The following is a 13,901-nucleotide window of genomic DNA, read 5'->3' on the forward strand; positions in this document are numbered from 1 at the left end:
AGCATTTGGAAAGTAATACGGCATATTTTTTTATTTTACAAAAAAATTCTAAAAATACAACAAACCCCCTTAAAAGTGCAATTCATCTCCCGGCTTAAAGAAGCCGGAGAATTCTTGCACAATAATGTTAAATTTTTCACATATGTCTCGATACATTGGAATGTTTCTTCTACCTTTCTTCTTCATAACTGATTCCAATTCTACAAAAAAATTATTTTCATAGAATTTAATTGTCTTTTCATTATTATATGCATCAACAGAAATGAATCTAACACCGATTTCATCACCTAAATTCCTGCAAAAACCAACAATCCATGAAATCATCAAAGACCTAATATGCAAATTATGAAAATTCTTTGAAACCGCTAAACGACCAATTTTAATCGCAGGATAATCAGGATAGTTAACAACTAATTTATCATTGACTTTAATTGAATCTGCGGACAATGAAAAAAATCCCACAACTTGACTCTGATAAACACACAGAAATATAGTGCAAAGTTTGTTTTTGATATTTTTAAAAGAATCTTTCAAAAGAAATTCATTAAGGTCTTCATCACCACAATCAAAATCCAAATTTGAAAGTAATTCGTCATTTGCTTTAATAATATTTAATCTACCTAATTCTATTTTTTTCATGAATATAATTGGTTAAATTAGTATTTAAAGTTTATTAAATAAATAATATTAAATATAAAGAACTTATAAAAGCAATCTTACAATATAAAAGCAATACTATAAAGTAAAAGCAATTTTACAAAACAAAATCAATTTTTAAAATTGAAAATAAATAGATATATATTAACGTATGGATAAAGAAATATTTTGATAACAAATGAAAAAACTATTTAAACCGATGCAAAATAAGATTCATCTAATCTTATTCATTTTCATCTTTCTTCTAATCCAGGTTTACTGTGACTTGACCTTGCCACAATACACAGCAAATATCGTGAACATTGGTATTCAGAACACCAACTTTCAGTATATCCTAGATACCGGATTAATAATGCTTCTGATGGTTGCAATATCTGCTCTTGCAACCGTTGGAGTGTCCTATTTTTCAAGCAGGGTCTCATCAGGCTATGCAAAGGACTTGAGAAAGATAATCTACAACAAGGTCCTTAAATTCTCAAACCATGAGCTGAACGAGATTTCACGCTCATCACTGATTACACGAACAACCAACGACGTCAACCAGCTTCAGGGAGTCCTAGGATTCATTTTCACAACACTTATTTTCGCTCCTCTTTTGGGAATTGGAAGTATCATCAAGGTGTTTGAGCTTCAAACCAACCTATCATGGATCATTCTTGTCAACTTTGTGGCAGTGATAATCCTTCTGGTTGTAATCATGGTAAGGGTTCTTCCCTACTTCAAGATTACCCAGGAGATAATCGACAGGATAAACAAGACCGCAAGGGAAATCCTCATCGGAATTCCGGTAATCAAGGCATTTGTAAGGCAGGACTTTGAAGAGGACAAGTTTCAAAAGGTGAACAAGGAATTTTATGACGTCAACATCTACGTGTTCAAGACAATACTTATCATGCTACCATTGATGACAATGATTATGAACATCATGGTGGTTCTGATTCTTTATTTCGGCGCATATGATGCGATTAACAACGGCATATTGACAGGAGACATCATCGCTTTCATCCAATATGCGACACAGATAGTCACATCATTCCTGATGATTGGAGGCTTTTTTATCATGCTTCCAAGATTTCTAGTTTCAGGAAGGCGTATCAGCGAAGTTCTGAATACCGAAATCACAATAACCGACGGTGAGATTGAAGAAATCTCAACCAATTCGACAATAGAATTCAGAGACGTTTCATACAGGTATCCCGGAAGCGAAAAGGAAACCCTGAAAAACATTAACTTCAGCTTGAAACCTGGCAAGACAACCGCAATCATTGGAGGGATCGGAAGCGGAAAGTCAACAATCTTGAATCTCATCCCACGTCTTCAGGACCCAACTTCAGGAGAAATTCTCATTGACGGTGAAAACATCAAGAAATTCAATCTCAAAAGTCTAAGGGAGAAAATAAGCTTCACCCCTCAAAAGGCAATACTCTTTCAGGGCGACGTCAGGTCAAACATGAAGATTGGAAAAAGCGATGCAAGCGATGAGGAAATCAAAAATGCATTGGATCTTTCACAGGTTGATTTCGTTGAGGATTTGGCTGAAGAGGTCACACAGGGAGGATCAAATTTCTCAGGAGGTCAAAAGCAGCGCCTTTCAATAGCTAGAGGAATCATAGGCAAGCATGACTTCTACCTCTTTGACGATTGCTTTTCAGCTCTTGACATGAATACCGAAAGGAAAATCAAGGACAACCTCAAGGAACTTAAGGACTCATCAATCCTAATCGTTTCACAAAGGATTTCAACAATAAGGGATGCAGATGAGATTCTTGTGGTTGACAACGGAGAGATTGTCGACAGAGGTACACATGACGAGCTTGTGGAAAGCTGTGAAATCTATAAGGAAATTGCAAATATTCAGATTGACTATATGGAGGCATTGCTATGAGCCCAAGGCCATTGAGAAGAAAACCTCCTGAAAAGCCTGTTGACAACAGAAGGGCAATTAGAAATATCCTAACCCTACTGAAAGACCACAAGTGGAAGCTTATACTGACAGTGGTTTGTGCAGTCATTTCCACTGCGTTCACCATCATCGCACCGCTCCTTATAGGTCAAGCGACCACACTTATATACGATGGGATAAATAACCTCATCCACAACACAGGCTCAATTGATTTCGATTCATTGATTGACCTTTTGACAATAGTTGTCGCCCTGTATGCAGTAAGCTCACTCTTCTCATATCTGCAAAGCATATTCCTCATTGAGGTGACAACCAAGATAAGTTATGACTTAAGGGAAAAGCTTATCGAAAAGATTTTGCACCTTCCTATGGACAAGGTTGAGGAAAACAAGAGAGGAGATATTCTCTCAAGAGTTACAAACGATGTCGACTCCCTTCAAAATGGAATCACACAGTCTTTCATCCAACTGATAACCGCAGTAATCACTCTAATTGGAGTGTTCCTGATGATGCTTTCCATCAACATCTGGATGACATTGGCAACAGTGATTCTCATTCCAATAGCATTCCTGCTCATCAGATTCATGACAAAATTCTCGCAAAGATATTTCCTTAAACAACTTGAGTTCAAGGGCTCTCTCAACGGACAAATCGAGGAGACATTCACAGGCCATGACATAATCCGTGCATTCAACCAGGAAGATATTTCCATGGAAAAATTCGAAAGCGACAATGAAAACTGGTTCAGCCACGAGTGGAAATCACAGTTCTACTCAAGCCTGAACGGTCCATTGATGAACTTCATTTCAAACTTCACATATGTCGTTGTTGCGGTTTTAGGTGCAGTTTTCGTGCTTCAAAGGGTGATTGCAGTTGGTGACATACTTGCATTTTTCCAATACACCCAAAGCTTCACAAGACCAATCCAGCAAATCACAAGGGTGATGAACCAAATCCAGACTGCAATGGCTGCAAGCGAACGTATTTTCGAGTTCCTTGAGTATGAGGATGAGGAAAACCCATCAAGTAATGAGATTAGCGAAATCAAGGATGGAATCACTTTCGAAAATGTGAGCTTCTCATACACTCCAAACGAAAAGATCATCAAAAACCTGTCCTTTGACGTCAAGAAGGGAGAAAAAATTGCAATTGTCGGTGAGACAGGAGCGGGAAAGACAACCATAGTCAAGCTTCTCATGAGATTCTATGACTTGGATTCAGGTTCCATAAAAATTGATGGCATGGATATAGATGAATATGACAAGCACAGCTTAAGGTCACTTATAGGAATGGTGCTACAGGACTCATGGCTGTTTTCAGACACAATATCAAAGAACATCCAATACGGAAACCTTGACGCCACAGGCGAGGAGATTAAGGATGCTGCAAGCCAGGTTTATGCTGACAATTTCATAAGGCAATTGCCTGAAGGATATGAAAGCGAACTTAATGAGGACACGGATAACATTTCCCACGGTCAAAAGCAACTGCTCACAATAGCCAGAACCATTCTTTCAAAAAAAGAGGTATTGATTTTGGATGAGGCAACTTCAAGCGTTGACACAAGAACCGAAAAACTGATTCAAAAGGCAATGGATAAATTGATGGAAGGAAAAACAAGTTTTATCATTGCACATAGGCTGTCAACAATCAGAAATGCCGACAAGATTATTGTAATTGAAAATGGAAAAATAATTGAGCAAGGAACTCACGAGGAATTGCTTGCCCTTAAAGGATATTACTATAATACATTGAATGCACAGTCAAGGGAAAATGTTTAAATCTTTTCCAGGCATTCGTCCCAGATTTCTTTTGATGCAATGTCAAGAGAATATAATGCATCTGCTTTTTTGAACTCTTCATCTGCCTTTTTGTAGTCTTCAGATGCGTAGTATGTGAGCGCCTTACCCTTGATTGCATCAAATGAGTTTTCATCTTTTTCTAAAACGGAATCATAGACACTGATTGCATCGTCATAATCACCGTTGAGCGTGTTTGCATTGGCGATTGCAATCCATACCTTAGTGTTATCTTCAATAGCCAAGGAATTTATATATTCTTCAATAGCCTGAGGATACTTGTCCAGATTGACTAGTGCACGGCCTTTAAGGTAGTATGCTTCCGCATTTGAAGGGTTGACCTTGATTGCCTTGTCACAAAGCTCGAGGATTCTTGCATTTCTCTTGTAGAAAACAACCAATTCCCCTGAATCTTGTCTGTCAAGTCTTCTTTGTGCCCTTCTAACATAGTCTTCATCCCTGTTCAATGCCTTTTTTGCATCATTGGAGTATTCCTTGATGATTTCCGGAAAGTCATCTGAATCAATGATTTCAGACTTGAATTGTGAAAGGTCATCTGCAATGTCTGAAATTTGGTCTAAAGTGGATTCACCGAATTCACGAAGGTCAACATCCTCCAATATGCTAATGTCCAGTTCAGCCAATATTTCCTTACTTTCATCCCTCAAGAAATCAATTCCGTCAGAAATTTGCTGTAGCAAAGTGGATTCAAAGAAAACCTTGTCGGTTCTTCTCTTGTTGACTTCAATGTCTTCTTCATCGTATGATTTTTTCATGATTATCACCTTGAAAAATATTATTTAATACTTTGATATTCAATAATAAAAATATTTCTATTTTAAAAAATTGATAATATAATGTTAAATTATTTATAACTATTAAATTAATGTTTAATAAGATTATAAAACTAAATTAGTAATATTTAGATTAATTAAAACGAAAATACTATTTATAATAAAAAATAACGAAATATTATGAAACCTAAAGATATAATTAACAACTATCACTATGAAAAATTATCCCCAAAACATGACTTAAGTGAATTCTCATGTGGTGTGAAGGATTTGGATGACTTTTTGAAAGATGATGCATTAACACAACAAGAACAAAATTTAAGCGTTACTTATCTTGCTATTTTCGAAAGCCAAATTCTAGGATATGTCTTTATATTAGCAGATAAAGTTGAATACAGAAAAATAAGTAAAAAGGGAGTTTATAAAGACTATCCCTCAATAAAAATTGGTAGATTAGCAATTGATGAAAAATTTAAAAATATGGGATTGGGAAACGAAATATTGGATTCAATATGTATCATAATTACAAAAATGTCAAAAAGACTTGGTGTAAGTTTCATAACTGTTGATGCATATTGTAATGCAAGAAAATTTTATCAAAAAAACGAATTTAAATATGGAATTATAAATGATTCAGAAAAATTAAAACGAAAAGCTAAAAAATATGACACAACTTCAGTACCAATGTACAAATCAGTTAAAAAAATGAAAATTGAATTTCAATTTTCATTATTACTTTTTTAGACACTTTCAATCAAATCCAATTAAAGAAACATCCCTATGATTTTTCAATCGTTGATTTATCTCTTTTTCTTTCATGGTTAATGGTCTTTTCATATACTTAATCAAATCGTCTAAAGCATCTCCTTCAAAGACAGGAGTGGGGGCAATTGGTTTTACCATAATTATCACCTGATTAACTATGAGTTTTTCAGATTTATAAATTTTTTCTAATTAATCACTGCAATTTTACAATGTCATATAACTTATAGTGGAAAATCAATATAAAGAAAAAATTAAAGGTTAAATCAAAATCAAGATATATTTTCACATTCTCTTTTGAATTTCAAGTTAAATATCCAAATAAAGATAAAACCAATTAATGATCCCACATTCATTCCGATGATTGCACCCAAGTACACTCCAAATATTCCCATATTCAATGTGATTCCCATGATGTATGCAAAGGCCATGCTCAATACCAGTTCCCTCAGGATTGTCAGTGACAATGACTTAAATCCCGAACCGACTCCCTGATAGGTATATGCGGCTGTTGCTCCAAACGGTATTAGAATGTTATAGAACACAAACATCTGCAATACTTCAGCTGACCTGTCCACCAGTGCAAGGTTTCCAGCCTGGAAATTGAATATTTCACAAAGAGGATAAGCGAATACGAAAAATACCGCACATATTGAAAGGGTGATTGCCAGACTCAGCAATGTTGAGTACTTGATTGTTATGTCGAAGTTCTTCCAGTTGCGGGCACCATATGCAACTCCCGAAACGGTTATTGTTGCAATTCCAATAGCCATGCAAGGAAGGAACGAGATTGAAATGAATCTCCACACTATCGTAAATGATGCGACCTCGCTGACTCCCGCAGTCAAAATAATCATGAAATTTAACAGTATAGCAACCAATGCGAATATTATCTCCTCTGTTGCCGCTGGAAGTGAAACAACCAATATTTCCTTATAAATCTCCAATTTGCGTTTGTAATAGCTAAAATCAAACTTGAAGAAAGTGTCCTTTTTAACGAAAATCCAATAAAGCATCCAGAGATATCCTGCAAATGAGGTTATTACAGTAGCAAGGCCCGCACCGAAAATGCCCATATTCAATCCATAAATCATTATTGGGTCCAAGATCATGTTTAGTATAGCCGTCAGAATCAGCGGATTTGTTGCCCTTGCCACATCACCTTCAGCTCTGAAGACACTGGCAGTCACGTTAGGCAGGAGAAATGCAATATTTAACAAAAATATGATTTGGCCATAGCTTAGGCAATATGTGCTGACACTACCTGCACCCAATAAAATAATCAAATCGTCTAAAAAGAAAATACCTACAATTAAAACAATTATTGAAACGATAAATGCTAAAATTATTGAGTGCATAACTGAATTATTTGCATCATCGAATCGTTCGGCACCGACATACCTTGAAATCAATGAGTTGGCGCCGGCACCCACACCGCTTCCAAGACCAATGATGACCAGATACAATGGTGACATGAAACCGAGTGCTGCTAAAGCATCTGCATTAATACCAGCCACCCAAAAGCTGTCAATCAGGTTATTGAGAAACATCAGAAGCATTGAAAATATTGTTGGAAAAGCCAACATGTTGATGGCTTTGCGAGGATTTCCTATTATTGCTTCAATGTTCTCATTGGATTGCATGAAAATATATTAATCAACAAAATATTTAAAATTTAAAAAGACAAAATAATATTACAAAAAACAATGGTGTAAAATTGAACTCTGAAAAACTAGAAGCATTCGTAGATGCAGTGCTTGCAATAATATTAACTGTAATTGTACTTGAACTTCCCCAACCTGAAACAATAACATTAGCGGGTTTTTGGGCATTAAACGCCCAATTATGTTACTGTACATTCTTTATAGTAATTGAATTGGCTTATGACGTATTGTTCTGGATGATTACAAAAATTGAACACAACAAAGAACTGAAAGACATTTTAAACCTAAAAAGAACCGTATGTCATTTGGTATTTTATGCAATAGGAATAATGTTAGGAGTATTGATAACTCCTGAAATAATCGTAGTATTCGTCTTCATTGCAGTTTTAACATGGTTTGTCCATGTTTACATGTCCATCAAATATATCGACTGAACTACATCAACTTATAGATGCTGCTTTAAGACATGAATTATTTAATCAAAATGATAGCATGTGCTAGTCTTTGTCCTATAGCAATTATTGCATTTTAGACATCTTGACCGACCCTCGCCGTGAGCCTTCCAGTTGCTTAAAAAGTCTCCTTCTGCAACAAAAGACCGGTACATGGACATGAACTCGATGTTTGTGCTGTTTAGAAGCTCATTCATGTGAAGCATGTTCTCAAACCCACCGCCGACAATCACTGGAACGTCAACCAAATCGATCAGTTGGGTTGAGTAATCAACAAGCTCACCCTCACCTGACAGTTTTTTAGTGAAATACAATGGTGAAAGTGGTCTTGTGACCTGTATTGAATCGACTCCCACCTTTTCAAGCAGCTTGCATGCCTCAAGGCTTTCTTTTGAATCGAAACCGTCCTTTCTCTCATCAAATGTGTTTACCTTACATGAAACGTGAAAGTCAAGATTGTCCTTCATCACCTTAATCAGCTCCAGCACCATCCTCATGCGGTTGAACACATTTCCACCATATTCATCATCCCTTTGGTTGTAATACGGATTGATGAACTTTGATAGGAAGAAATTGTTTCCGACAGACAGCTGTATTCCGTCAAATCCTGCAAACTGCAACTGTTGGGCTGCGGAAATGATGTCTGATTGAATCTTTCTGATGTCCTCCACAGTCAATTCATTGACCGGAATGTCAAGATCAATTCCACGGTTGAACTTGATGAATTCCACTTGCCCCAGAATCGGAACGTCATAGCTGTGGCAGATTTCAGCCACTTTCCTTGCCATTGTCATGAAATTGAGATTGTCCATCTTGAAGGAATGCTCTGTGAACTTGTCTTTCGGATAAATTGAATATAACTCAGAAGTGATTAAACCAACACTGCTTGAAGCGATTTTTTCATATCTGTTATATATTGCATCCAAATCGCATTGCTGGGACTCCCACAATCCTGTTCTAATAATACGGCTTTTAAGTGTAAAATCCCCAAACTTACATTTATCGAATATTGATTTCATAGAAAGTAATTAGTAAAAAATAGTATAAAAAGAGATAAGTAATTGTAAACTTACCTAAATGCCATATACCTCACGGTATTCCGCCAAAAGGGATTCTTTTTCCTCTTCGCTTCTTGAATTGTCAAGCTCATTGAAAAAATAGGAGGTGATTTCATACAGTATCCTGTTTGTCTTGAGTCCCTTTTCGGTCAGCGCATATTCAGTCCTGTTGTGAACCTCGTCAATCACGGTTTTTGTAACAAGCTCCTGCTCTTCCATATATTAAGGTTTGGGCAAGCACATGATAGCTTATTGTGGGGTTCATTTGCTTAAACTCATTGAAATGAGTTTTACCGTTGTAGATATTGGACATTATGCAGAATATCCATTTTCTGTTAAATACATCAAGAGTGTTTCCGATTGGACAGATATTATTTTCAACCATAGTATCAGGCAAGTAATTTTATAATTACTTTATTATTTATTAATGAACTATTTTAAATATTTCTTTGAGGTATTAAAATGAAAATTACATATTGGAGCGACTTCGCTTGTCCGTACTGCTATATCGGAAACACAAGATTGAAAAGAGCCATTGAAGATTTGAATTTGGATGTTGAATTTGACATCAGGGCATTTGAGCTTGACCAGAACGCCCCCAAGGAGGTTCAGTCAACAACCGTGGAGAGATTTGCCGTTAAATATGGCCTATCCATTGAGGATGCCCAAAAGCAGGTTTCACAGATTTCCAGTTTGGGAATTGAAGAGGGAATTGACTTCAAGTATGAGTCAACACTCTACACCAACACCCGTGATGCCCACAGGCTTATGAAACTGGCTCAAGAAAATCATCCTGAAGCGGTTGAAAGACTTGCCACACTTCTGTTCGATGCATATTTCGTTGAAAACTTGAAACTTGCAGACCATGAAGTCCTTTCAGACATCGGATTGAAAGCAGGATTAAATGAAGATGAAATTGTCGATGTATTGAAAAGCGATTTATATGAATCACAGGTCCAGCAGGATGAGGACATTGCGCTTAACGGAGGAGTTCACGCTGTTCCGTTTTACCTGTTTGACAACAAGTATTCAATTCCCGGTGCATTGTCCTATGATGATTTCAAAAGCGTACTGTCCCAGATAGTTGCTGAAAGTGATGTTGATGATGACAAGGATGCCGACAATTGTGCCGATGGAGTCTGTAAGATATGAAACTAAGATGGCTGGGCCATTCAGCATTTGAACTGATATCAAATAACGGATTGAACATATTAGTCGATCCATTCATTCAGGCAAATCCTGCTTGCCCTTTAAATGTTAATGATGTTCATCCGGACGTGATTTGCATCACCCATGGCCATGCTGACCACTATGGAGATACAATTGAAATAGCCAGAAACAATCCAAATGCAGTTGTAATTTCAAATTATGAAATTTCAATTCATCTGCAAAGAAATGGAATTAATGCAATTGGAATTAATTGTGGAGCTGAAATCGCAATTGGTGATGTGAGTATCAGGATGCTTGAAGCAAGGCATTCATCAAGCCTTGACTTTGAAATTGACTTGCCTTATGCAGGAAGTCCAGGAAGTTTTCTTTTTAACTTTGAAAATGGCCAGAAGGTGTTCCATGCAGGAGATACCGGACTATTTTCCGACATGAAATTTGTGATTGGAGAAGTCTACAGGCCGGATGTTGCACTGTTGCCAATCGGAAACATATTCACAATGAATCCTGCCGAAGCGGCAATTGCAGCAGAATGGATCAATCCCCAAGTCGTGATTCCTATGCATTACAATTCTTTCCCTTCCATCAGGCAGGACCCTGAGGAATTTTCAAAACTAGTTAGTGAAAAATCATCCGAATGTAAAACATTAATTCCAAAAGTCATGGAAACGCTTGAATTTTAACAAAGTTTATATTAAAGAAAGTTAAATTTAAATCAAGGTGTTTTTATGAAAATAGCAATAAGATATTACACAAAAACCGGAAATACAAAAAAGTTAGCTGAGGCCATCAGCAGTGCAATCAATGTTGAGGCAAAAACCGTTGATGAACCGTTGACAGAAGACGTGGACATCCTGTTTTTAGGAAGTGCAGTCTATGCAGCCGGAATCGACTCAAAAATAAAAGATTTCATAAAAAATATCAATGTAAATGTCGGAGAGGTCGTGAATTTCTCATCAGCTGCACTGATTGAATCAACATACAAGCAAGTGAAAAAAGAAGTGGAAGCCAAAGGCCTTAAAATGAGTGAAGACGAATTCCACTGCAGAGGAGCATTCAAGCTTGTCCACAGAGGAAGACCAAATGATGATGACTTAAGAGATGTTCAGGAATTTGCAAAAAGAATAATAGATTAATCCTTATTATTCTCTTTAATTAACTTTTCCAAATCATCAAATCTCTTGTTGTAGTGTCTTGTCAGAAGAGCCACAGTCAATGTGGCAGTACCTACACCAGATATCAGGTAACCACTCCAAACAAGGAATAAACTGTTTACCTTTCCAGGAATTGATTTCCCTAAAACCGCATAACCATTACTTGTAAAAGCGTTTGAAACCATCACAAGTGAATCCAACGGATTTACCCCTTCAACAAAAATTGTTATGAAGAAACTGACGAAAACTATTGAAAACAATAATACTATTGTGATTCCCAAACTGTTTGATTCTGTGTATATTTTGAATTTATCATAGTAATATTTGATTAGGTATAGAAATACTGGAATGTGAATCAGGTCAAGCAAGCTAATAAGTGTAAAGTTGAACATCAAGTATGTCAAAGACCCGTATGGAATCAAGAATAAAATTAGAACCTTTTTCCAAGCTGAATCCTTTTCTATTGTGATTGCAATATATAATGAGAAGATTATGTCAAATATGACAAAATAGGTCAAATCTCCTGAATCAAACACCAGTGCATACAATGCAACTACAAAACACAAACCCATCATTATCAGATAATAAATCTGCTTGATTGAATGGATTTCTTCAGTCGGAAGATATTCGGTTGGATTTAAGAATTTAGTGTCAGAATTCTTCAATTTATTGACAACAAAAATTCCAATAGTCACAGCAACTAAAAAGATAATTATTTCAATTATTAATTGTAACAACGATAGTCCCATATCCACAAAAATTCACCTATATAATATTTAGTAATCACGATATAAAAATTTTTAGTGATTTATTAAAAAAATAAAGAAAGATAAAAATTATCTAAATTTTATCCAATGCCTGGTCAACATCAGCCAGGATGTCCTCAATGTCCTCAATACCGACGGAGAACCTGATTAAATCAGGAGTTACTCCAGTGGAGAGTTGTTGCTCTTCGGTCAATTGGGAGTGAGTGGTTGATGCAGGATGGGTCACCAATGACTTGGCATCACCGATATTTGCCAGGAATGAGATCAGTTCAACGTTTTCAATAAATTTCAAGGCACCGTCATAGCCTGCCTTAAGTCCGAATGAAACGATTCCTCCATAACCCTTTTCAGCATATTTTTTTGCGACCTCATGATTTGGAGAGCTTTCAAGACCAGAATATGTCACCCAAGCAACCTTAGGATGAGCTTCCAAGTGTTTAGCAACAGCCATCGCATTTGAAGCGTGCCTTTCAATCCTTAAGCCCAATGTTTCAAGGCCTTGCAGGAGAAGGAATGATCCGAACGGTGAAGGAATAGCACCGGTATCCCTTCCCACAACTGTTCTTAATCTTGTTGTGAATGCAGCTTCGCCGAATGTTTCAGCAAATACCAAACCATTATAGGTTTCATCAGGTTCGGACAATGTTGGGAACTTGCCATTCATCCAGTCGAAGTCACCCTTTTCAATGACAATTCCTCCGAGGGTTGTACCGTGTCCTCCAATGTATTTGGTTGCAGATGAAGCGATGATGTCCGCCCCATGGTCAAATGGCCTTACAGAGCCTATACCTACAGTGTTGTCGGCTATCAATGGAATGTCATGGGAATGTGCAATTTCAGCCAATTTGTCAAAATCAGGAATGTCAAGTTTAGGGTTTCCGATTGATTCGACATAGATTGCCTTTGTCTTGTCGTTTATTGCAGCTTCAAACTCGTCAGGCGATTGTGAGTCGACAAATGTCACTGTACGTCCTAGCTCTTCCAAAGTGTTTTCAAAAAGTTCGTAAGTTCCACCATAAAGGTTATCCGCTGAAACTATATTGTCTCCAACTGCAGTCAAGTTGATTATTGCATAAAAGATAGCTGCCATACCTGAAGCGGTTGCATAAGCTGCAGTTCCTCCTTCGATAGCTGCCATTCTCTTTTCAAAAGCTTCAGTTGTAGGATTGTTTAATCTGGTATAAATGTTTCCCCCTTCCTTAAGTGCAAATCTGTTTGCAGCCTGTTCGGGAGTGTCGAATACATAAGAAGTTGTTTGATAAATCGGAGTAACACGAGAGCCGGTTTCATCCACTTCCTCTTGGCCTGCATGGACACCGATTGTTGATATATTTTTTTTGTTTTTAATTTCATACGCCATGTTAGATAATCTGTTAAATAAAATATTAAAGCATTACTAAATAATTAGAAATTAATTGTTTGAAATTGTAAAATTGCAATTAATATAAAAAATTGTGTTTAAAACTCCATTTATTAAGTTATTTTCCATTTATTTACGAAAATAACCATTTATATTCTATTAAAATTAATTTAAATTTATGAAAATAAGAATCATATTTTTAATAATGAGCATGTTAACACTGATTGAACCTCTCCAGCTTGTAGAAGTTGGAGATTCTTAGGCCATATCTATTGTTTTGTCAAGGCCTTTCCATTCGTAATAATATTCGAATTTGCCTTGACCGATAGGTATGAAATCTACTAAGCATAGCACCATTGAACCA

Annotated in this window: 16 protein-coding genes; 7 read left to right on the forward strand and 9 right to left on the reverse strand. The window is 36.5% G+C overall.

Annotated features, from left to right (window positions below):
- Window positions 1-69 precede the first annotated feature (69 nt).
- The gene (locus ILA26_RS08490; RefSeq protein ID WP_292896309.1) at window positions 70-639 is read right to left on the reverse strand and encodes a GNAT family N-acetyltransferase; all 570 of its coding nucleotides are present in this window, start codon (window positions 637-639) and stop codon (window positions 70-72) included.
- Between the two features lie 217 nt (window positions 640-856).
- On the opposite strand from ILA26_RS08490, the gene ILA26_RS08495 reads away from it, so the two are divergent.
- Together ILA26_RS08495 and ILA26_RS08500 are read left to right on the forward strand one after the other, a co-directional pair.
- Window positions 857-2,542: an ABC transporter ATP-binding protein gene (locus ILA26_RS08495; RefSeq protein ID WP_292896311.1), complete on the forward strand. Its 1,686-nt coding sequence runs from the start codon at window positions 857-859 to the stop codon at window positions 2,540-2,542.
- Window positions 2,539-4,341 carry an ABC transporter ATP-binding protein gene (locus ILA26_RS08500; protein WP_292896313.1) on the forward strand — a complete coding sequence of 601 codons (1,803 nt, stop codon included), beginning with the start codon at window positions 2,539-2,541 and terminating at the stop codon, window positions 4,339-4,341. Before ILA26_RS08495 ends, ILA26_RS08500 begins: the two co-directional genes overlap by 4 nt.
- Here ILA26_RS08500 and ILA26_RS08505 read toward each other — a convergent pair.
- Window positions 4,338-5,135, reverse strand: a complete 798-nt coding sequence (locus tag ILA26_RS08505) for a tetratricopeptide repeat protein (RefSeq protein WP_292896315.1) — start codon at window positions 5,133-5,135, stop codon at window positions 4,338-4,340. The two genes, ILA26_RS08500 and ILA26_RS08505, sit on opposite strands and share 4 nt — an antisense overlap.
- Before the next feature lie 198 nt (window positions 5,136-5,333).
- Here ILA26_RS08505 and ILA26_RS08510 point away from each other — a divergent pair, with 198 nt between their 5' ends.
- Complete coding sequence (locus tag ILA26_RS08510; RefSeq protein ID WP_292896317.1) at window positions 5,334-5,897, forward strand: GNAT family N-acetyltransferase; 564 nt, start codon at window positions 5,334-5,336, stop codon at window positions 5,895-5,897.
- Window positions 5,898-5,903: 6 nt separating this feature from the next.
- On the opposite strand, the gene ILA26_RS08515 is transcribed toward ILA26_RS08510, so the two are convergent.
- Window positions 5,904-6,056, reverse strand: a complete 153-nt coding sequence (locus tag ILA26_RS08515) for a hypothetical protein (protein ID WP_292896319.1) — start codon at window positions 6,054-6,056, stop codon at window positions 5,904-5,906.
- A gap of 131 nt (window positions 6,057-6,187) precedes the next feature.
- The gene (locus ILA26_RS08520) at window positions 6,188-7,558 is read right to left on the reverse strand and encodes an MATE family efflux transporter (RefSeq protein WP_292896321.1); all 1,371 of its coding nucleotides are present in this window, start codon (window positions 7,556-7,558) and stop codon (window positions 6,188-6,190) included.
- 74 nt (window positions 7,559-7,632) lie between these two features.
- Here ILA26_RS08520 and ILA26_RS08525 point away from each other — a divergent pair, with 74 nt between their 5' ends.
- Complete coding sequence (locus tag ILA26_RS08525; protein WP_292896323.1) at window positions 7,633-8,013, forward strand: TMEM175 family protein; 381 nt, start codon at window positions 7,633-7,635, stop codon at window positions 8,011-8,013.
- 41 nt (window positions 8,014-8,054) lie between these two features.
- Here the strand turns inward: ILA26_RS08525 and ILA26_RS08530 are convergent, their stop codons facing one another.
- From ILA26_RS08530 to ILA26_RS08540, 3 genes are read right to left on the reverse strand one after another with little or no spacing between them, the layout of a single operon-like run.
- Entirely contained in the window at window positions 8,055-9,050 is a 996-nt protein-coding gene (locus ILA26_RS08530) for an NADH-dependent flavin oxidoreductase (protein ID WP_292896325.1), read from the reverse strand.
- A gap of 54 nt (window positions 9,051-9,104) precedes the next feature.
- Window positions 9,105-9,308, reverse strand: coding sequence for a winged helix-turn-helix transcriptional regulator (locus tag ILA26_RS08535; RefSeq protein ID WP_292896327.1), 204 nt, complete (start codon window positions 9,306-9,308; stop codon window positions 9,105-9,107).
- A complete protein-coding gene (locus tag ILA26_RS08540; protein ID WP_292896329.1) occupies window positions 9,271-9,474 on the reverse strand; it encodes a winged helix-turn-helix transcriptional regulator in 204 nt (67 codons plus the stop codon). Before ILA26_RS08540 ends, ILA26_RS08535 begins: the two co-directional genes overlap by 38 nt.
- Window positions 9,475-9,551: 77 nt before the next feature.
- Here ILA26_RS08540 and ILA26_RS08545 point away from each other — a divergent pair, with 77 nt between their 5' ends.
- Genes ILA26_RS08545 through ILA26_RS08555 form a run of 3 tightly spaced genes read left to right on the forward strand, consistent with a single transcriptional unit; the run spans window position 9,552 to window position 11,392 of the window.
- A complete protein-coding gene (locus ILA26_RS08545; RefSeq protein WP_292896331.1) occupies window positions 9,552-10,241 on the forward strand; it encodes a DsbA family oxidoreductase in 690 nt (229 codons plus the stop codon).
- Window positions 10,238-10,939: a metal-dependent hydrolase gene (locus ILA26_RS08550; protein WP_292896333.1), complete on the forward strand. Its 702-nt coding sequence runs from the start codon at window positions 10,238-10,240 to the stop codon at window positions 10,937-10,939. The genes ILA26_RS08545 and ILA26_RS08550 overlap by 4 nt, the downstream gene beginning before the upstream one ends.
- Before the next feature lie 45 nt (window positions 10,940-10,984).
- Entirely contained in the window at window positions 10,985-11,392 is a 408-nt protein-coding gene (locus ILA26_RS08555; protein ID WP_292896335.1) for a flavodoxin family protein, read from the forward strand.
- Here the strand turns inward: ILA26_RS08555 and ILA26_RS08560 are convergent.
- The gene (locus ILA26_RS08560) at window positions 11,389-12,159 is read right to left on the reverse strand and encodes a hypothetical protein (RefSeq protein WP_292896337.1); all 771 of its coding nucleotides are present in this window, start codon (window positions 12,157-12,159) and stop codon (window positions 11,389-11,391) included. The genes ILA26_RS08555 and ILA26_RS08560 overlap by 4 nt on opposite strands.
- A gap of 91 nt (window positions 12,160-12,250) precedes the next feature.
- Window positions 12,251-13,537, reverse strand: a complete 1,287-nt coding sequence (locus ILA26_RS08565; protein ID WP_292896339.1) for an O-acetylhomoserine aminocarboxypropyltransferase/cysteine synthase family protein — start codon at window positions 13,535-13,537, stop codon at window positions 12,251-12,253.
- Between the last annotated feature and the right edge of the window lie 364 nt (window positions 13,538-13,901).

Source organism: Methanobrevibacter sp., assembly GCF_017940815.1.
Lineage (GTDB): Archaea > Methanobacteriota > Methanobacteria > Methanobacteriales > Methanobacteriaceae > Methanocatella.

Excerpts from the sequence above, each read along its gene's own strand:
- ILA26_RS08490 (WP_292896309.1), bottom strand. The coding sequence starts at position 639 with ATGAAAAAAATAGAATTAGGTAGATTAAATATTATTAAAGCAAATGAC.
- ILA26_RS08545 (WP_292896331.1), top strand. The coding sequence starts at position 9,552 with ATGAAAATTACATATTGGAGCGACTTCGCTTGTCCGTACTGCTATATC.
- ILA26_RS08495 (WP_292896311.1), top strand. The coding sequence starts at position 857 with ATGCAAAATAAGATTCATCTAATCTTATTCATTTTCATCTTTCTTCTA.
- ILA26_RS08530 (WP_292896325.1), bottom strand. The coding sequence starts at position 9,050 with ATGAAATCAATATTCGATAAATGTAAGTTTGGGGATTTTACACTTAAA.
- ILA26_RS08500 (WP_292896313.1), top strand. The coding sequence starts at position 2,539 with ATGAGCCCAAGGCCATTGAGAAGAAAACCTCCTGAAAAGCCTGTTGAC.
- ILA26_RS08535 (WP_292896327.1), bottom strand. The coding sequence starts at position 9,308 with ATGGAAGAGCAGGAGCTTGTTACAAAAACCGTGATTGACGAGGTTCAC.
- ILA26_RS08540 (WP_292896329.1), bottom strand. The coding sequence starts at position 9,474 with ATGGTTGAAAATAATATCTGTCCAATCGGAAACACTCTTGATGTATTT.
- ILA26_RS08555 (WP_292896335.1), top strand. The coding sequence starts at position 10,985 with ATGAAAATAGCAATAAGATATTACACAAAAACCGGAAATACAAAAAAG.
- ILA26_RS08510 (WP_292896317.1), top strand. The coding sequence starts at position 5,334 with ATGAAACCTAAAGATATAATTAACAACTATCACTATGAAAAATTATCC.
- ILA26_RS08505 (WP_292896315.1), bottom strand. The coding sequence starts at position 5,135 with ATGAAAAAATCATACGATGAAGAAGACATTGAAGTCAACAAGAGAAGA.
- ILA26_RS08560 (WP_292896337.1), bottom strand. The coding sequence starts at position 12,159 with ATGGGACTATCGTTGTTACAATTAATAATTGAAATAATTATCTTTTTA.
- ILA26_RS08565 (WP_292896339.1), bottom strand. The coding sequence starts at position 13,537 with ATGGCGTATGAAATTAAAAACAAAAAAAATATATCAACAATCGGTGTC.
- ILA26_RS08520 (WP_292896321.1), bottom strand. The coding sequence starts at position 7,558 with ATGCAATCCAATGAGAACATTGAAGCAATAATAGGAAATCCTCGCAAA.
- ILA26_RS08550 (WP_292896333.1), top strand. The coding sequence starts at position 10,238 with ATGAAACTAAGATGGCTGGGCCATTCAGCATTTGAACTGATATCAAAT.
- ILA26_RS08515 (WP_292896319.1), bottom strand. The coding sequence starts at position 6,056 with ATGGTAAAACCAATTGCCCCCACTCCTGTCTTTGAAGGAGATGCTTTA.